General features: G+C 42.6%; 22 protein-coding genes. 4 read left to right on the top strand and 18 right to left on the bottom strand.

The features are described from left to right. Positions 1-319: 319 nt before the first annotated feature. A complete protein-coding gene (locus L1271_RS22715) occupies positions 320-787 on the top strand; it encodes an RNA recognition motif domain-containing protein (RefSeq protein WP_102057648.1) in 468 nt (155 codons plus the stop codon). Here the strand turns inward: L1271_RS22715 and murI are convergent, their stop codons facing one another. Beyond that, on the bottom strand, positions 788-1,564 hold the full coding sequence (murI, locus tag L1271_RS22710; protein WP_102057649.1) for a glutamate racemase: 777 nt from the start codon (positions 1,562-1,564) through the stop codon (positions 788-790). 63 nt (positions 1,565-1,627) lie between these two features. After that, entirely contained in the window at positions 1,628-2,755 is a 1,128-nt protein-coding gene (locus tag L1271_RS22705) for a DUF5610 domain-containing protein (RefSeq protein WP_235368861.1), read from the bottom strand. Between the two features lie 164 nt (positions 2,756-2,919). On the opposite strand from L1271_RS22705, the gene trmA reads away from it, so the two are divergent. Continuing rightward, positions 2,920-4,014: a tRNA (uridine(54)-C5)-methyltransferase TrmA gene (trmA, locus tag L1271_RS22700; RefSeq protein ID WP_010604384.1), complete on the top strand. Its 1,095-nt coding sequence runs from the start codon at positions 2,920-2,922 to the stop codon at positions 4,012-4,014. A gap of 10 nt (positions 4,015-4,024) precedes the next feature. On the opposite strand, the gene L1271_RS22695 is transcribed toward trmA, so the two are convergent. Genes L1271_RS22695 through ccoG form a run of 5 tightly spaced genes read right to left on the bottom strand, consistent with a single transcriptional unit; the run spans position 4,025 to position 8,300 of the window. Then, the gene (locus L1271_RS22695; RefSeq protein ID WP_010604383.1) at positions 4,025-4,483 is read right to left on the bottom strand and encodes a DUF523 domain-containing protein; all 459 of its coding nucleotides are present in this window, start codon (positions 4,481-4,483) and stop codon (positions 4,025-4,027) included. 48 nt (positions 4,484-4,531) lie between these two features. Further along, positions 4,532-5,161: a thiol:disulfide interchange protein DsbA/DsbL gene (locus tag L1271_RS22690; protein WP_010604382.1), complete on the bottom strand. Its 630-nt coding sequence runs from the start codon at positions 5,159-5,161 to the stop codon at positions 4,532-4,534. A gap of 18 nt (positions 5,162-5,179) precedes the next feature. Beyond that, on the bottom strand, positions 5,180-5,803 hold the full coding sequence (locus L1271_RS22685; RefSeq protein WP_010604381.1) for a thiol:disulfide interchange protein DsbA/DsbL: 624 nt from the start codon (positions 5,801-5,803) through the stop codon (positions 5,180-5,182). A gap of 16 nt (positions 5,804-5,819) precedes the next feature. Beyond that, positions 5,820-6,794, bottom strand: a complete 975-nt coding sequence (locus L1271_RS22680; protein WP_235368860.1) for a serine/threonine protein kinase — start codon at positions 6,792-6,794, stop codon at positions 5,820-5,822. Positions 6,795-6,842: 48 nt separating this feature from the next. Beyond that, positions 6,843-8,300: a cytochrome c oxidase accessory protein CcoG gene (gene ccoG / locus L1271_RS22675; RefSeq protein WP_099031905.1), complete on the bottom strand. Its 1,458-nt coding sequence runs from the start codon at positions 8,298-8,300 to the stop codon at positions 6,843-6,845. A gap of 249 nt (positions 8,301-8,549) precedes the next feature. On the opposite strand from ccoG, the gene L1271_RS22670 reads away from it, so the two are divergent. Together L1271_RS22670 and L1271_RS22665 are read left to right on the top strand one after the other, a co-directional pair. Further along, a complete protein-coding gene (locus tag L1271_RS22670; RefSeq protein ID WP_223193819.1) occupies positions 8,550-8,909 on the top strand; it encodes a hypothetical protein in 360 nt (119 codons plus the stop codon). Beyond that, positions 8,909-9,112: a hypothetical protein gene (locus tag L1271_RS22665; RefSeq protein WP_099031904.1), complete on the top strand. Its 204-nt coding sequence runs from the start codon at positions 8,909-8,911 to the stop codon at positions 9,110-9,112. The genes L1271_RS22670 and L1271_RS22665 overlap by 1 nt, the downstream gene beginning before the upstream one ends. Before the next feature lie 3 nt (positions 9,113-9,115). Here L1271_RS22665 and L1271_RS22660 read toward each other — a convergent pair whose 3' ends face one another. From L1271_RS22660 to gspE, 11 genes are all read right to left on the bottom strand, one after another. Further along, a complete protein-coding gene (locus tag L1271_RS22660) occupies positions 9,116-9,685 on the bottom strand; it encodes a UPF0149 family protein (RefSeq protein ID WP_017219430.1) in 570 nt (189 codons plus the stop codon). Positions 9,686-9,791: 106 nt separating this feature from the next. After that, on the bottom strand, positions 9,792-10,550 hold the full coding sequence (locus L1271_RS22655) for a type II secretion system protein N (RefSeq protein ID WP_099031902.1): 759 nt from the start codon (positions 10,548-10,550) through the stop codon (positions 9,792-9,794). 2 nt (positions 10,551-10,552) lie between these two features. Further along, positions 10,553-11,026: a type II secretion system protein GspM gene (gene gspM, locus L1271_RS22650; RefSeq protein ID WP_235368859.1), complete on the bottom strand. Its 474-nt coding sequence runs from the start codon at positions 11,024-11,026 to the stop codon at positions 10,553-10,555. After that, positions 11,023-12,228, bottom strand: a complete 1,206-nt coding sequence (gene gspL / locus L1271_RS22645; RefSeq protein WP_235368858.1) for a type II secretion system protein GspL — start codon at positions 12,226-12,228, stop codon at positions 11,023-11,025. The genes gspM and gspL overlap by 4 nt, the downstream gene beginning before the upstream one ends. Beyond that, complete coding sequence (gspK, locus tag L1271_RS22640) at positions 12,225-13,226, bottom strand: type II secretion system minor pseudopilin GspK (protein ID WP_099031899.1); 1,002 nt, start codon at positions 13,224-13,226, stop codon at positions 12,225-12,227. The genes gspL and gspK overlap by 4 nt, the downstream gene beginning before the upstream one ends. After that, a complete protein-coding gene (gene gspJ / locus L1271_RS22635; RefSeq protein ID WP_235368857.1) occupies positions 13,223-13,861 on the bottom strand; it encodes a type II secretion system minor pseudopilin GspJ in 639 nt (212 codons plus the stop codon). The genes gspK and gspJ overlap by 4 nt, the downstream gene beginning before the upstream one ends. After that, positions 13,861-14,238 carry a type II secretion system minor pseudopilin GspI gene (gene gspI / locus L1271_RS22630; protein WP_099031897.1) on the bottom strand — a complete coding sequence of 126 codons (378 nt, stop codon included), beginning with the start codon at positions 14,236-14,238 and terminating at the stop codon, positions 13,861-13,863. The genes gspJ and gspI overlap by 1 nt, the downstream gene beginning before the upstream one ends. Beyond that, positions 14,235-14,828, bottom strand: coding sequence for a prepilin-type N-terminal cleavage/methylation domain-containing protein (locus L1271_RS22625; RefSeq protein WP_099031896.1), 594 nt, complete (start codon positions 14,826-14,828; stop codon positions 14,235-14,237). Before L1271_RS22625 ends, gspI begins: the two co-directional genes overlap by 4 nt. 3 nt (positions 14,829-14,831) lie before the next feature. Continuing rightward, positions 14,832-15,257, bottom strand: a complete 426-nt coding sequence (gspG, locus tag L1271_RS22620; protein WP_026001105.1) for a type II secretion system major pseudopilin GspG — start codon at positions 15,255-15,257, stop codon at positions 14,832-14,834. Positions 15,258-15,321: 64 nt separating this feature from the next. Continuing rightward, the gene (gene gspF / locus L1271_RS22615) at positions 15,322-16,548 is read right to left on the bottom strand and encodes a type II secretion system inner membrane protein GspF (protein WP_010378505.1); all 1,227 of its coding nucleotides are present in this window, start codon (positions 16,546-16,548) and stop codon (positions 15,322-15,324) included. Beyond that, positions 16,548-18,035, bottom strand: a complete 1,488-nt coding sequence (gene gspE, locus L1271_RS22610) for a type II secretion system ATPase GspE (protein ID WP_174171065.1) — start codon at positions 18,033-18,035, stop codon at positions 16,548-16,550. The genes gspF and gspE overlap by 1 nt, the downstream gene beginning before the upstream one ends. Between the last annotated feature and the right edge of the window lie 38 nt (positions 18,036-18,073).

The following is an 18,073-nucleotide window of genomic DNA, read 5'->3' as shown; positions in this document are numbered from 1 at the left end:
TGAATTTCTTGAGAAGAAGTTTCGAACTTAAGTTTTACTTGACGCTAACTCGTTGCTGCTTTGCTTTTCAGCGTAGCGCCCCGTGTCAGTGGGGTCGCATTATAGGGCGATCCGATTTTAGTGCAACTCTTTTTTCGATCTTTTTGATCGTTCGAACAAACATTAACCAAAACCCACTTTTTAGTATAAAAACCATGCAAAAAAGGACAAATCTTACTATCAGAACTATATTAATTATTGCGAAGTTTAATTAACTCGTTAAGATAGCTAACTCACTTGTTAAATTAATGTTTAACCTTCTTTCAATTGGTATATTTATATGAAGTCTTTTGATCATAAAGCAATTTTGATCACTTTGGTTATTGCAGTAGCGAGCTTTTTCATTGTTGATCTTGCATTAAGCTCTACTCAGCTCGACGCTGCTCTTATGCTTGCCGTAGGTATTATCATCGGTGGCGTAATAAGCCAGTTTTTAAAAAGTGATACACAACAAGAAAAACAATCAAACTTATCAACCACTACATTATATGTAGGTAATCTACCATATCGAGCCAACGAACATGTTGTCCGCGAGCTTTTCGAAGAGCAAGGGCAAGTATTTTCAGTTCGCCTACTTAAGGATAAAAACACAGGCAAACGACGTGGTTTTGGTTTTGTTGAGATGTCTAAGCAAGATGCAGAAAAGGCGATTACTCAACTCAATGAACGTGAATTTCAACAGCGTACATTAAAAGTAAGAGAAGCAAAGCAAAAGCCTGAAGGTGAGATGGATCACTCACCCGCTTAATTAATCTTTATTTAAATTAATAATAGAGATTACTTCTTTACTACCCATTACTGGTGCCGTTGCATAGAAACGCACTTCCGATGCACTCGGCACCTTTTCTCCTACTACTATTTGACTTCCCAACAATGACACTGCGCGATTGGCTATTGCTTTGCCAGAATCAACCAGCTCCACATGCTTCTGTAAGCAATTCTTGATATCGTGAGCTATCAACGGAAAATGTGTACATCCCAACACTAGCCTATCAACAGTGGCTGGAATGTAAAGCCGGTCTATTTCCGCGCAAAGTGCCTCTTTATCCAACTCGTTATGCCAATAAAAGTGCTCAGCGATCCTTACAAGCTCCGTTGAATGCAAAGTTTCAACTTTACAACCTGAGGTAAAATCCATGATGAGCTTATGTGTATAAGCATTATTTGACGTTGCCGGTGTTGCCAATAGTGCGATGTGCTTGGTCTTTGAACTAGACGCAGCAGGCTTAACAGCAGGAACAACACCTATAATTGGAATCTGGGTATGTTTTCTGGCTTCTTCCAACGCGTATGTTGAAGCGGTATTACATGCAATAACGATAAGATCAACATTGCCCAAGTATTGCTGTTGCCAACGAATAAGTCCCTTGATACGTGATTTGATTAGCTCTTGAGGCTGAAGGCCATATGGGAGAAAAGCGTTGTCCATAACATAACTAAATGAACCCCCCTGCAAACATACCTTTAAGTGCGACAGCACACTGGTGCCACCGATCCCCGAATCGAAAACCAAAATATGCGACAAACTTCATACCTCAAATCAATGAAGTATGAAGTTTGCCATGAGTCCTCGCGAAAATAAACTGGCTTAGCTTGTTTGTTTTTGCTCAACTTGCTCTTTATTTAGTTCATTCAGTTTACTAAAAAAGCTACTAGCATAATCCAAAAATTCATTTAGTCTCGACTGACCTTCATTCATCCAAGCAAGCAGGTTTGGCAACTCATTATCGGCATTGAGTCCCTTAGCTTGCTCTCGCACATCTGCTAACTGCTTATTCAGTGGCATAAATGCCTTCTCTAAGTCTTTCATTGGATTGCCTTGCTGATATTGAGCAATCGCAGCAGATGTTTTACTTTGTCTTAAATCCATCGTGAAATTAGTGATCTGATCTGAGTTTAAGCTAAGCGACTTTGCCAAATCGAAAGCTTCATCGTATTCACCACCGAAAAAGGAATCACTGACATTACGGATATCTTCCATCATATCGTTAATTGCCTGCTGCTCCTCTTCGTTCAGCTCACCATTTACCTTAATTGAGAAACTGACTTCGTGAGAGGACTTAGTGCCATATGCCATGCCATAATCATTACCTTTTTGCGCAACACTCGCAGCGGCTCCCTGAGCATACGCATCGGAGAATGAAATAACGACTTCATCCCCTTCAGCTGTAGTAAATGCATATTCAGCCTGATTAGAAAGACTCGCAAACTGTGCGGCACTGATCGCTAATGCCTTTGGCGACTTTTCTTCAAACAATTCTTTTTCAAAATCATCTAAACCTTTAAAAATCCCTTCTCGTGATTTTTCAATACCATCTTCGATGTCGGAATTGAAAGCGCCCATGCCTTTTAACTCTTCGCTGGCTTCATCAATACCCTGAAGCACGCCCTTACGTGCCCCATCTAGCATGGATTTCAATTCGTCATCATTTTTGCCGTCGACTTTGGCTTTCTTCACTGCACCCTGAACAAAATCGAGTACATTTTTGACAATAGATTCAAAATCAAATAGTGGCTTGTCTTTTTTATCTTGTGTCGGCTTCTCAATCCCCAACGCTTCTGCAAGCTTATCATCAAGAATTTTAGCTGCTAGCTTAGATTTATTCCCCGCATAGCTGTCTGAATTAATTTGGATATTTGGTCCTATCCCTTTGCTCTTTCCAGGCTTATGCTGCATAGCTGGATTGAGCAACTGATTTAATTGCCCGATTTTCATGGTATGCCCTCCAATATATTAGTTAGATTATCGGCATATTTGCGCAAAGCTAAAGTATAATGATTAAAAAAACAGCAAACCAGACGCATCAGTGATGCTAGACTGGACAAATTAGCAACGCTCCCTAAAATAGCGCCTCTTAATTCAACATAGATGGTTTTAGCATGGCAGTAATAAAAATTGATGATTCAGCATACGAGCAACAGTTAGCAGATAAAGCTGAGCGTATCACAACACAATTTGCACAGTTTGATGCACCTGCACTTGAAGTGTATGAATCTGCAACTCGCCATTACCGCCAGCGCTGTGAATTTAGAGTATGGCATGAGGGTGAAGATCTGTTTCACATCATGTTTGACCAGCAAACAAAAGAAAAGATCCGTGTTGATAGCTTTGATCCTGGTGCGCCGCTTGTCAATGAAATGATGCAGGTGATGATACATCAGCTGAAAGGCAACGAAATATTGCGTCGTAAACTGTTTCAGATCGACTACCTCACGACACTGAGTGGTGAAGTACTGATCAGCTTGCTTTATCACAAGCAGTTAGATGAAGCGTGGCAAACCGCGATGCAGACATTGAGAGCCGAGTTGCAACAAACCTATAAAGTTGATTTTATCGGTCGTGCTAGAAAACAAAAGGTTGTGTTTGGCAACGACTATGTAACTGAAAAACTAAGCGTTAACGGTAAAGAGTATATTTATCAGCAGGTTGAGAACAGCTTTACGCAACCGAATGCGGAAGTGAATCAGAAAATGCTAGCTTGGGCGCAGTCCATCAGTGAACCGCTAAGCAACGATCTACTTGAGCTTTATTGTGGTAACGGTAACTTTTCAATTGCATTGGCTGGTTCATTCAATAAAGTGCTGGCTACGGAGATCTCTAAATCATCAGTAAAGTCTGCACAATTTAATATTGCAGCAAACAAAGTCGATAACTTAGATATTATTCGCATGTCGAGTGAAGAGTTTACACAAGCCATGAAAGGGCAGAAGTTTTCTCGATTAGATGGTATTGATTTACAGTCCTATGATTGCCAAACGATTCTTGTCGACCCGCCTCGTGCTGGTATGGATGAATTAACCTGTCGCTTAGTCAGCAACTACGACAACATTATTTATATCTCATGTAATCCAGACACATTAGAGCGTGATTTAGCCTTGTTATGTGAAACACATAAAATCGCACGCATGGCAATTTTCGATCAGTTCCCTTATACCCATCATATTGAATCTGGCGTTTACTTAGTGAGAAAGTGATCTCTAACGATTAACGACTGGCTGCCATCGCTGTGATAAGTGCTGGCAGTTGAGTTTCGCTAAAGACTTGAATACCGGATTGCTGTAATAAAGACGCCGTTAGCCCCTGCCCTACTATTTTTTTACCTGTATGACTACCATCGTAAATCAGATTGCTGCCGCAAGACGGACTGGACTCTTTTAACAACGCAAACTTTATATCGTGCTGAAGACAAGCCGCTAGCGCTTTTTTAGCACCGAGTTCAAACGCGGTGGTAAAATCATCCCCTTGTTTACTCAAAACTTTACCATCTGCTATTTCAGCCGATGGGCGAGGTGTTGGTAAACCACCAGATACTTCGGGGCACAGCGGTAAGACCCAATTTTTTTGCCGCCAATACTGCAACGTATTGTCTTGAAGGCTTTGTGAAGAGGCGTCATACCTCACCGGATAACCTAATAAACAGCTAGAAACTAAAACTTTAAACATAAAAAAGCCCCGCAACAATTGCAGGGCTAGTCTAATACAAATTAGATTTTATTTCTTTGCTAAATAATTCACCAAAGCTGCAATTTGCTCAGGCTTAGTCGTACCAGACTCACGAAGCAATAGCTTGTATTTACCGTTTACCACGAACATTGGTACACCTGTTAGCGCGCCTTTATCAGAAAGTGTCTTCTGCATTCGTTGCATTTTTGAAGCTTTAGTACGAACAGAGAAACTGGCATAAAGTTTATCAAACTTCTCTTCTTCAACACCTTGTGCAATAAAGATATCTTTTACATCAGCAAGTTCATTGATTTTTGCGCGCTTGCCATGGATATGATTAAACATGGCTGCAACTATCTTGTCTTTTTGTGGCAGCACTTCAGCAGTTGCAAGTGCTTGTGCCAACACCTGTTGGATCTCAGGCTCTCTTGGACCAACAAAATCTATATGGCTCTTTTTAAACTTAACGCCTTCGTCCAGCTTTGGTTTAACGTCAACGATTAAATTTTCCATTGCGTTACAGGCTGGACAATAAAAAGAAAAATACTCCATTACCTCAGGCTTTTTCGTGCCACGCTCGGCAATAACTTCATAATGCACACCTTCTTCAAATGGCGCAGCCTGAGCAAGAAGAGGAAGCATTAGTGCAACCGCTAAGCCTTTTAATACTTTCAACATACTAACTTTCTCCAGTCCTTATTTTTTTAATAGATATGCGATCAATTCATCAAGCTGCTCTTGGCTCTTGATACCTTTCATTTCGATTCTGTATTTGTCATTTACGATAAAAGTTGGAACGCCTGTTAGTGCACCCGCGTCAGAAAACTTATTTTGTGCTTTAAGCATGTTATTTTCAGCACTCACGACAGGCATACTCGTTACAGCCTGCTCAAACTTTTCAGCAGAAATCCCATTTAACTCCATTAGTGTTTTCAAATCTTTAATGTCTAACAGTTTGTTTCTTTCAACATGAATAGCATTAAAAATCTTCTCAGCAATCACATCCGCTTTGCCTTCTTGCTCGGCAATAATATAGGCATAGCTAAGATTACTTTGCGTCTCTGTAGGAATACCTCGTAGGAAGTTTACATGGCTTTTTTCAAAGCGAGCTTCCTTTGGTAAATTCTTTTCAATCGCTTTTGCAATTGGCTCAAAGCGGAAACAGTGAGGACAGTAAAAAGAGAAAAACTCGGTAACTTTCTCTGATTTACTCTGTTCGGTTGTTAAGGTCGTGTAGTGCTCACCTTCGGTAAAGTCTGAAGCCATTGCTGCAATAGGCAAAAATAGTGCGACTAATGCGATTCTGAATTTCTTTAGCATGTTACTCTCTCTAATTTTAAGGAAATAGGCTCAAACTTGGTTCATCTAATGCGGCAAATTGCTCTTTTAACGCTAGGATCTGTTGTTCCCAGTATTTGTCTGTCGCAAACCAAGAAAAGTTCCGTTCGAATGCAGGATCCTGCCAGCGCTGTGCCAACCAAGCCATATAATTCACCATTCTCATGGCACGTAGCGGCTCAATTAACGCAAGCTCTTTTGAATCAAACGGCATAAATTCTTCGTAACCCATAAGCAGGGTGTCTAACTGTACCAATTGCTCGTTGCGGTCGCCATTTAACATCATCCACAAGTCTTGTATTGCAGGGCCTTGCTGACAATCGTCAAGATCCACCAACATCAATTGATCTCTAGACCACAATAAATTTCCAGCATGGCAATCCCCATGAAGCCGAAGTGTTTTGGCAACTTGATACTTTGAGGTTGCTTTGTTAATAACTTGCTCAAGAATAGTAACAAATGGAGTATGTAGATGACTAGGTACTAGCTGGCTTTTTAGCAGTGTTTGTTGCGCATCAACCAAAAAACGCTGGGTATTGAGCTGTGGTCTATGCTCGAATGCTCGCTCAGCCGACAGACAATGCAAGCGCCCTAGATAGCGACCTAAAATTTCTAAGTGGTCTAGATTATCGAGTTCGAACTGGCGTCCACCAACGCTTGGAAACAACGTATAGCGGTAACCTTCATGAAAGTGCAGACTACGCCCAGCAATAATTAAAGGTGCCACAACTGGCACTTCAGCTTCTTTCGCTGCCAGCGCGAACTCATGCTCTTCAAGAATTTGTTCATCCGTCCAACGCGCTGGGCGGTAAAACTTCACCACATAACGCTTGCCGTCCTCAGCACCAAATTGATAAACACGGTTTTCATAGCTGTTTAAGGCCAATAATCCCGTTGTCGGATATATCTCAAGTGCCTCAATCGCATCTAAAATAAGATCCGGTGTCAGCGCGTTAAAACTAAAATCGTTCATAATGTTTATAAAAAAGCGAGGTTTTATACCTCGCTTTACCTTACTCTATTATCTTCCTTTGAAGAAATTGGTCGGCTGCGCCAGCCGCTCTTCAGGATCGTCTTGGTTAATAAGCACAAACTCAAATTCAGTTACTGGCTTTTTCAAATCATATGGGTCAATCACAACAGAGAGTGGCACATCTAATGTCGTGCCTGCAGCTAAGTGCACCTCTTGCTTACCGATCACCTGATAATTACTGAGACCCGTTATAGCAATAGAAAATTTCTGCTCAACTTGCGCTTTGTTTATCACTTTCAAGGTATAGGTATTTTCTACCAATCCCTCAATATTGACACGATAAAGCTGATTTCTATCCCGAATAATATCAAGATCCATCGGCTTACGCATCGCAATGTTCGCAACTAATGCACCAGTGATAACGACCAGAATCAATAAATAACCGATTAATTTACCACGTACTGGTTTGGTCTTTTCGCTAGATGATTCTAAATTGCGCTCTGTAGTGTAAGCAATCAATCCGCGCGGGTAGTTCATCTTATCCATAACACCATCGCAGGCATCAATACACGCACCACAGTTGATACATTCATATTGCAAGCCATTACGAATGTCGATACCGGTAGGACACACCTGAACGCACAGGTTGCAATCGATACAATCTCCTAGCCCAAGCTCTTTTGGATCTTGTTTGCGTCCTCGAGGACCTCGACTTTCACCTCGTTCGCTATCATAGGCGACGGTAAACGTGTCCTTATCAAACATGGCTGATTGGAAGCGAGAGTAGGGACAGATGTGTAAACACATAATTTCTCTCATCCAACCAGCATTACCATAAGTACAAATGGTAAACACGATGATGCTAATGACGGAATAGAAGCCTGCTGAAAAAGTAAGTAAATCAGGGATCAATGAGCGGATCGGAGTAAAGTAACCAACAAAAGTGATTGCGGTATATAGTGAAAAGAGTATCCAGCTACCGTGTTTTGCCGTTTTTCGCCAAAACTTGTCAAAATCCATCGGTCTCTGATCTAGTTTTTTCCGTTGATTTGCCGTTCCTTCAAACTTTTCTTCAAACCAAATAAAGATAAACGTCCAAACGGTCTGCGGGCAGGTGTAGCCGCACCATACTCGGCCATAAAAAGTGGTCACCAAGAACAAAGCAAATGCTGCTATCATCAGAATAAAAGCAAAGATAGTCAGATCTTGTGGCCATAGTGTCATGCCAAAAATATTAAACTTCTGCTCAAAAATATCGAACAACACCGCCTGATGACCGTGAAAATTTAACCAAGGTAAAGCCATAAATGCCAACATACCAATAAAGCCGATACGCCTTCTTAGCAGTTGATGTAGGCCAGACACCGCCCGGACATATATGCGATTGCGAGGATTAAAACGATCGGGCGTAGAGCTATTGAGCGATTTCCCTTCAGTGCCACCTATTGGCTTTTGAATTTTTACTTCAGACGGTATATTTTTAACCTTGATTCTTTCGTTCTCCATGGAAGCTCCTTAGTGCTTTGGAACGAGATGCACTTGCTACAGTGACCTTGAAAAATACAGGCTAAACTATTGCAATGTGCCCCATGACATAGTTTAGCGCTTACTATTATACGCTTTGAAACTCTATGATTAATAGTAAGTTGAGCTAAAACCCACCATAAATGATGAGAGACTTGTTGCGACCTGACAGACAAGTTTATTACACTAGGAACAAGATTTTTGTTAGCTAGATCAAATCAGCGTCAGATTATGAAAAAATTCTTAGTATTAGCCATTATAGTCGTTGCTCTGTTTACTGTGGATCATCCATTGATTAAAGAGCCAAGAGATAGATTACTTGGTCAAGGCGTTGAAGTGCTCAGCGAGTCCAGCAAAGTACAACGCAGCACGGCTGCAAGAATCGCCAGAGCCAATGTCGTAAAAACAATTACCATGACAGATGACGAAAAGCGCTACATTGACGAAGCCCTTGCAACAGATGAAAAAGTAAGGCTTTTCCACCTCAAGTATTGTAAAGAAAACGACTATAACCTGTATTTCTACGGCCCCGATCTCGTCAAAATCTGTGAAATTGCGGAGCAAGCTATTCATGAAGCAAAGGGGTTATAATGGACTTTAGTCAATTAAATAAAAAGTCGGCAAAATCCTTTAATGATCAAAAAGCGCTCATCAAAAAGCTTAGTCAAGGACGCGTTGTCAATTGCCCAAGCTGCCAGCAACCCATTGCTCTCGGTTTAAGCCAATCGACGTCAAATAGAGCCGTGGCGCAATGCCAACAGCGTTGCACATTTATCGAGTTAGATCTCGCGTAAAGATTATTCAAATAACCCACTATTCACTGCGGCAACTTCGACTAATTCAGCATAAGATGCGGCAAACTCATCAGCCAATTGTGCTTGAGTTAGTTGAAACTCGGTCAGTGACTGTCCTACTTTGTCACAATAAATCGTTAGCTGTTGCTCACCAAGTGCAAAAAGCCCCAGTTGTTCTGTGCTGACTTGCAAAGCTTGTTTAATATCGTCGGCGAGCGGACTGGACATCAATTGCTCATAAAAGGGCGTCGCCGCCATTAAAAATCCTTCGGCCCAATTAATTTTTTGCTCAAGTGGTGTTTCACCATTCCAAGGCAATTGAAATTCAGTTTCATATACCTGCTCAGAAATCTCATGATGTAAAGCCATCAATGCAAATGCAATACTCTCATCTAATTCTGGATCCGCATTGGTTAAAGTCTTAAGCCACTTATCAACCTCAATACCGTTTGGGTCTATGCAGGTAGCAAATAAATATCCTTGTAAAAAAGCAATATCAATAGAAAGCTTGCGCGCAGAAAAGTAGTTTTCTAAATTCAGCTGATCAGCTGCAGTAAAAGAGAAGTCGTGCATAGTGTTGCCTTGAACTTAGGCGCCGTATAAGCGCCTACAAAAATGCTTTTATATTAATAACTAACCTGAGATTAGATTAACTAAAGTCTGATATGACAGAAGTATATTATAAATTTACTGGGTAACGACCTTCGCCATCCGGTCTACCCAAAAACTTAACAGCATCGTGTACTTCTTTTGGTAGACTTGCATCTGGCTTGATATTACCAGACACGCGAAACTGGAAATTGGCAGCTAATGTCGCATCAGCCTGTAAGCCCAAACGGTTTTCAGGGTCAACAACCACGGCAATATCTCCTGATTTACAATCGAGCTGACCACTAAGATCGCCGATACTAAACCAACCATTCATGCCTTTAACATCAATATTTGGACTACTTATCTCACCATTTAGCCCTTCACAGTACGGTGCACCACTTTGGTACTCCTTCACATTGACGATAACGCGCCCTTTGGCATCAACCGGCAATGGCAGAGTTACTTGATCCATAGCCTGCTCAACACTGAAACGAAGTGAGGCATTATTTACCGTCACTGATTTACTTACTAAATTCGATGAGAAATTAGCTTTCCCTGAGATCTCATTTTTATCTCTCGCATTACCAAACTGTACATTGCCTGCCAGATCACCAAGTAGTAATGACGACGGTTCAAGCTCCCACTTAACCTGATTCAATTGAATGTTATTGAATCTCACACCGCTCACTTGACCATGCCAAACAGAACCATTTACTGCACCTAGCTGCAAATTAGCTGGCAATTGACCTTTAAAAACTTGCAGCAACACCGCTGCTGGCATAGTAAAAGCACTAAAAATAATAAATGCGAGTAAAAATATAATGAGTAGAGATAGTGTTTTTTTCATAATTATTTCTCTAAAACCAAGCGACTAACACGCACAAAGCCAGGTAAATTCCCTTGTGTAAGGTCTAGGTTATCTACTTTTACTCCATGCTTATTTGTCAGTTCATCTATCCAAGCAACAAGTTTATTAAATTCCACATCATCGATGGTTAAACGCAAGCTTTCGCCACTAGGTTGCATTTTGCTGATATCAATTTGAAAACGGCCACGGGTGTTATTGACTATCTGACTGATATTGCCGCCGCTAATCACCTGTGCAGGACTGCTAGATTTCAGCTTACTCACGCTTTGACCAACCCAATTTACGAGTTCGTGATTACGTTTTAGCTTAGTTTCGGCATCGCTGACAGCCTGATTCAAAGGTTTGAATATACCCATTACTAGAACAAAAACGACAAAAATAACGCCAGCAACAATCAACAGTTTTTGTTCTTGCTCTTTTAAACCACGCCAATAGTTCACTACTTGCTGCTTCATGCTGCACCTCGAATGCGAATTTCACCCACCACAAAGTCACCATCATTGTTCAGGGCCCCCTGTTCAACACTTACACCGCGTTGCTCTAAAATTGCTTTGACCTGACCAAATACTTGGAACTCTTTTGCGCGTGCTCTAATTCTAAGCTCATTCCTACGTTTGTCGTAACGCAGCGTTTCAGGCGCGAAGGCATCGACCTCTTCATAAATAGCCACAAAGTGATTAGTTAATTCGAGCAAACCGCCTTGTTCCGTGCCAGATAACGCATCAAGCTCATTCTGGATCTGTTTTTTCAATAAGTGCGGACGCACTACTTTATTTGGAAATGCCTGTTGATACATAGCGACCGCTTGGGTTTCTAGCTGATTAGCTTGATGACTTATCACATACAGCTGAGTGCCTTTAATTGCGATAAAGCTCACTACTGCCACGCTCGCCGCTATTAGGCCACTGCGCCAGTCACGCCACCACTGCGGCTGCTTTTTCTTCGCAGCGAACCGACCTTGACGCAAATTAAAATCAATATTTGATAGTGATTTCGCGAAGATGGCTAAAGGTAAATCGTAATCTTGTTGTTGCGCAGTAAGCGTTATCGTTTCTGAGAAATCGCTTGCAGGGCTAAAATGCGCCAGCTGTTCAACACCCGCAATGGCGAGGTACTCATTAACCCAGCTAAGTTCAGCAGTGCCAACTTGCCAAGCATTGTGTTTGAATAGCCATTGCTGACCTAACTGCACGGCACTAGTCATCTCTTCATGAAGCGGCAGACATAAGGCGTCCGGTAGCGCTTTACTTACACTGATCTCTGCATCATCGAAGGCACTAAACCAGCTTTGTAGCCAACTGCTATCACAAATCGCGACATCGATAGTATGTGTGTCGGCTTTCATGCCCGGTTTACCAATTGCGATAAATAGCGCATCGATGTCGGTCGCGACATGCTCCTCAAGCATAAACGGTAAGGCTTGCTCTAGTTTTCTATTCCATTTTGCTGGTAACTCTAGCGTACGTAATTGCACCGCAGTCGCTGGTAGTAACAAAACAACCGGTCTCGTTTGCGCTTTTTCGGCAAGGCTACCAAGTTGTTCACTCCCTTCTAATTCACCACTGGCAATAATTTGTTGTTGTTCTGTTGACCACACTAACCAGTGTATTGTCTCCTGGTGTGACTGACCCACACGGATCAATAATTGTTCTGTCACTCTACGCCTCCAAATTTACGAGCAAGCACGTACGCTTTACCATCTTTTGTTTCTATAATTGATGTGAGAGAAAAGCGTCGCTCATCAAACACAGCTGTTGCTCGCAACTGAAAATAATTGCTGTTAATCGTAAAAATTTTGGAAGTCTTGTTAGGGTCTTTGACCCCTTGATTCGCGACTTCCGTGTAAAATTCATTGATATCGGTAAAACCTTTTTTTGGTCTTGCAGAAATAATAGCTTCAGCACCTGATTTCGATAAACCAGGTATAAGCGCACTGAGTAAAAGCGCTTGCTCTGGCAATATCGTATTGACGTTTACCGCGAGCTCCTCACTTCCGGGGATCACGCAAACATAAGGCTTAATCTTTTCCATCACCAGCGGATTAAAGCCCTTAATTACTCGTAGCTCACTTACGGACGCCATCAAATTATTAGCCGTTAAATAAGGCGTCTGATTAGACATATACTCGTCTTCTTCTGCCCCTGAGCGGTAAGTAATGCTATCTTCGTCAAGCCAGTCGTACACACTATCAGCAAGGGCTTCCTCGCTTTCGTTACTCGGCAAATCCTCAATATTCTTCAAAAGTTCCAATAGTGCAGCATGGGCTGGGTTTGTATTCTTTCCACCAATCTGCTGACCACCTTGGTTATTTCCATTTGTTTGTGACTTTGCTCTCAAGGCATTCAGGTTTAAGCATGCCTGTAAGTCTGTAACTTTACCGCTCAACGTACCATGGTCAACAGGGTAAGGCACTTCTTCACGAGCCCAAGGCTGGTCTAGATTAACGGTATCAGGATCATCTTTTTTCGCTTGTATCAACGCTCTTTTGACTAATTCCTCAGCACCATAGCTATACCACTTGGCTTGTTGCTGAGTTTGAATATTCGAGGCCTTTTGTACCTGCACCATTAAACTACTTGCCATTTCAGCGGCAATTGTCGCTGCCAATGCAACGATGAAAAGTACGATAACTAGAGCTGCACCTTGCTGCTTCATGGCTGTTGCCCCTTATCATCAGCAACACCACTGCCTGGCGTTAAAAATAAACGGCTTATTGGATCCGAGTCTTTTCTTTGTAATGTAACTTTAACCGCTTTAGGTAACGATTTAGACTTCCAATCAGCTTGCCATTTTAGTTTGTCATCCAAAAATTCAAACTTTAACTCTTCTACATCTTCCAAGATAACCTGAGCGCGGGGCTCTGTTCCATCTAGCTGATCAACGTATATTCGATAAATACGCTCAAGCTTGTCATCGATAACCCGATAGCCCACAGCCTGCAGTTCAGAGCGAGGCAATAAACTAATAGGGTTAGTCCAACCATCACGAACAAAAGCGATACCATCGTATTGGCTATCGAGCTCATAACGACCATGAATGATATAAGTTGGGCTAAAGTCCCCAGCTTCATTTCTAACTTCCCGCTTAGTGATCTGATTAAAATCCTGATCCATCAACCGGAAAGTCGTTTGTAGCCCTTCTATTTCGGCAATTTTTTCCGCTGAGGCCGTTTGAGCCTTTAGCGTTGAATCTAAAATTTGATGAGTCGCCGTCACCACTACCGCTAAAATCGCTAGAGCCAACAAGACTTCTATTAGTGTGAAACCACGCTGTGGTGTATGAACAGTCACTACTTACTCCGGTACATAAAAGTGGTGATGTCATACACTGAGTTTTTGAGTTCAGGCTCGCGGAAAACGTGCACGGTGAGCTTTACAAAGTTAGGATCTGCGGTTTGTAGGATATGTTGTTGCCAATACCAAGTGACCCCGGCCATTTCCTCTTCGCCTTTATTACCATTTTTCCCATGCCAGTCATCACCTTGCGCGCGCAAAAATACCAAGCGATTTTCTGCCACCCACGATGCATAGGTTTGTTCTTCAAGCGAGCTGATATGGTTTATATGTTCGCTTGTTGCTTGCATTGCAGCAATACCAGCCACAGCGCAAATACTTAACGCAACCATGACTTCAAGTAAAGTAAATCCTAAGCTTTTTCTTGGGCTCATTCTTCCGGTTCCCGCTTAAGCCCGACGGGCGCCATAAACTCACCTTCAATGAAGAAGATAGGCTCTTGTAGCTCTTTATTTTCCACACTTAATCTAAATGCGCTGACCTCACCGGAAGATAAAATAAGTACTTGCGGGATCTTGAGTTTTTTAAGTTCAAGTAAATTGTCGTCGTCGCCGCCACTCATCAGCTCTCGCCAATTTGCTTGCTCAAGTAAGTTATCTTGAGACCACGGCAGATCTTCTAAGATCAATTCCACTTTGTACTGCTCAGGCAGCTCAATTGGTTTGTAGATATCGTCGGCTTCGAAAGTTCGCCATTTCTCACCATCAAAAACCAAAAACTCAATCACACCTTTATCCAGATGAAAGCCAAGTTCTACCTGATTTAGTACTGCAAATTCTGACGCGAGATTAATCGTCCCCTGCACACGCATAGCCATGGTTTCGAGCTCTTCCTCATCACTATCACTGACGGTATAAGTAATGAGGTTTACTGAAAAAGCAATGATCACCAAGACAATAAGGACTTCAAGTAAACTGAAGCCCTTTACCTTGGCTAATGTCGGCTTGTACAGAGGTGCTAACATAGATTAACGTTCGTCTTCCGTATCCCAGTTTCCGATATCATCATCTGTTCCAACTTCGCCATCTGGACCCATTGAAAAAATATCGATTTGGCTCATTTCGCCTGGGCTTACTAATTGGTAAGGATTACCCCATGGATCTTCTGGAAGCTTAGAAATGAAGCCACCTTCAGGGAAACGTTTTGGTACCGGGTCAATATTTGTTTGCGTTACCAAAGCTTCCAAGCCTTGCTCTGTGGTTGGATAGCGTTTGTTTTTTAGCTTGTACATCTTCATTGCGTCTTCAATCTGACGAATATCTAGACGTGCCTTTTCCTTTGCTGCTTCTTCTTGTTGACCCATCACGTTAGGCGCAACGATAGATAAGATCATACCGATGATAACAAGTACCACCATCACTTCTAGTAGTGAGAAACCTGATTGTTTTTTCACAATGTTTACCTCAATGCTGTTATTGATGACCATGCAAAAACATGCGATGGCCTTTCCTTTTTGACTACAATCCTACGGCTTTGTTCATCGCCATAATCGGCTGAAGAATCGCCATAACTATAAACAGTACAATAATTGCCATCGTCGCTATCATCGCAGGTTCTAGCAACTTCAGCGAGACATTTACCATACTTTCAAATTCTCTTTCTTGGTTATTCGCAGCACGCTCAAGCATCTGTTCTAATTCCCCCGACTTTTCACCGCTGGCAATCATGTGCAGCATCATAGGTGGGAACATTTTAGTCTGTTGCAACGACGCTCTAAGGCTTGCACCTTCACTCACCCGAGTCGCTGCTTCTGCAACGGATGCTTTGATTTTTTCGTTCTCAAGTACTTGACCTGAGATTTTCATGCCCTCAAGCAGTGGAACGGAACTCGATGAGAGAATACTTAAGGTACGCGCAAATCGTGCAGTATTGACACTGCGAGTTACCTTACCAAGACCTGGTAAACTCAGCAGCTTACTATCATACCAAAAGCGGATCTTAGGTTTTTGTAATGCTTTTTTAATCGCGTAGGTGCCAATGACAACCACTGCCAATGTGATCATCCAGTAGTTTTGTACAAAATTACTGGCAGCCATAACCCACTCTGTTGTCCAAGGCAGTGCTTGCTTGGATTTCTCAAAGGTCTTCAAGATCTTTGGTACTACCGTTCCCAATAGAATGGAAACAATCGCGATAGCAAAGATGACCAAAATAATGGGATACACCATCGCTTGCGTAATTTGGCTGCGCATATGCTGGCGCTGTTCAGTGTAATCGGCCAAGCGATTTAGTACTTCATCTAAGTGCCCTGACTTTTCTCCAGCGGCAACCATTGAGCGGTACAAGTGATCAAATACGTGAGGAAACTCCGACATACCATCTGCAAGTGTATAACCTTCAACGACTTTTGATCTTACCGCCATCAGCATACGCTTTAGTCTTGGCTTTTCGCATTGCTCAGCTACAGCCATCACCGCAGCTTCAACAGGTAAAGAGGATTGGATCAAGGTTGCCAACTGGCGCGTGATCAAGGCAAGGTCTGATACCGAGGGACGGTAGCCTTTAAAAAGCGTAAAACCACCACTACTTTGGTTTTTATCTTTCTCCGCAGCAGGCAAAACTTCAAGTGGCATCATGGCTTTTTCTCTTAGCATCTGCCTAACTTGCTTCGCCGTATCCGCCTCTAAAATTCCTTTCTTCTCTTTGCCTTTACCATCTAAGGCGCGGTATTCAAACGCTGCCATTAGCCTTCCTCACGTGTTACACGCATTACTTCTTCTAAGGTTGTTTGGCCAGCAAGTACTCGCGAACAGCCATCTTGTCGGATGCTTGGCGTACGCTTACGAATATACTTCTCAACCGCCTGCTCACCTTTACCGTTATGAATAAGTTCACGGATGGGCTCATCAACGATGAGAAGCTCATGAATACCCGTACGGCCTTTGTAACCATTGAAATTACACTCTTCACAGCCGACTGCACGGAAGATTTGCGTGCCACTGTCTTTGGCCACACCCAGTAGTTCACATTCTCGTTCATCCGCCAAATGCGCTTCTTTACAGTTAGGGCAAAGTGTTCTTACCAATCGCTGTGACAGCACGCCTAGTAGTGATGAACTTAAAAGGAATGGCTCAACCCCCATATCTTCCATACGCGTGATAGCACCAGCGGCCGTATTCGTATGCAGTGTGGATAATACCAAGTGGCCGGTCAAAGATGCTTGAACACCAATTTGCGCGGTTTCTAAATCTCGGATCTCACCAACCATCACCACATCGGGATCTTGACGTAGGATCGCACGTAAACCTCGAGCGAATGTCATATCCACTTTTGGATTTACTTGTGTTTGGCCAATGCCTGGGATTTCATATTCAATCGGATCTTCAACCGTTAAAATATTGCGATCCTTAGAATTGATTTGTGTCATGCCTGCGTACAAGGTCGTACTCTTACCTGAGCCCGTTGGACCGGTAACCAGTATGATGCCGTGAGGCTTGGCTATGATCTCTGCAAACGCATCGCGGTTTGCTTGGGTCATGCCCAAATCTTCGAGATCTAATCGCGCATTATTTTTGTCTAGTAGACGCAGCACCACTCGCTCACCAAAGCTTGATGGCATCGTTGATACACGCACATCCACGGCTCGTCCCGCGATCCGCAGACTAATACGACCATCTTGCGGCACACGTTTTTCTGCGATGTCGAGCTTAGCCATTACTTTGATACGAGAAACTAATAATGAAGACAATTTACGGTTTGGCTTCAAGACTTCTTTCAGTACACCATCAACCCTAAAGCGAATAACTAGTTCTTGCTCGAATGTTTCGATATGAATATCCGATGCACCTTCTTTTATCGCTTCACTCAACATGGCATTAATTAGCTTGATGATAGGCGCATCATCATCCGCGGCAAGCAAGTCTTCTGTTTGTGGCAATTCTTCAGCAAGCGAGAACAAGTCCATCTCGTTGCCGATGTCTTCCATCATCTGTTGTGTTTCAGAGCTGTCTCTTTGATAAGACGCCTCAAGCATATGCTCAAAGCGTTCTTCATCTAAAGCTTCGAGATGTAATGTCTTTCCTGCAACTCGGCGTACCTCCATCAGCGTTTCAAGATCAAGCGTACCTTTGTGAAAGAGCTTAGCCTGATCGCCATCAGGGCTGAGTAACACCCCTTTGCGACGTGCAAACGAAAATGGCAAACGTAAAGTGATTGCTGGGACGGGCGGCATTTCAGCCACCTCACCTAGTATTGGCTCAGCGCTTTGCA

This window comes from Pseudoalteromonas sp. OF5H-5 (assembly GCF_021530695.1).
In the GTDB taxonomy this organism is placed as follows: domain Bacteria; phylum Pseudomonadota; class Gammaproteobacteria; order Enterobacterales; family Alteromonadaceae; genus Pseudoalteromonas.
This window is presented reverse-complemented; position numbering and strand designations above follow the sequence as displayed.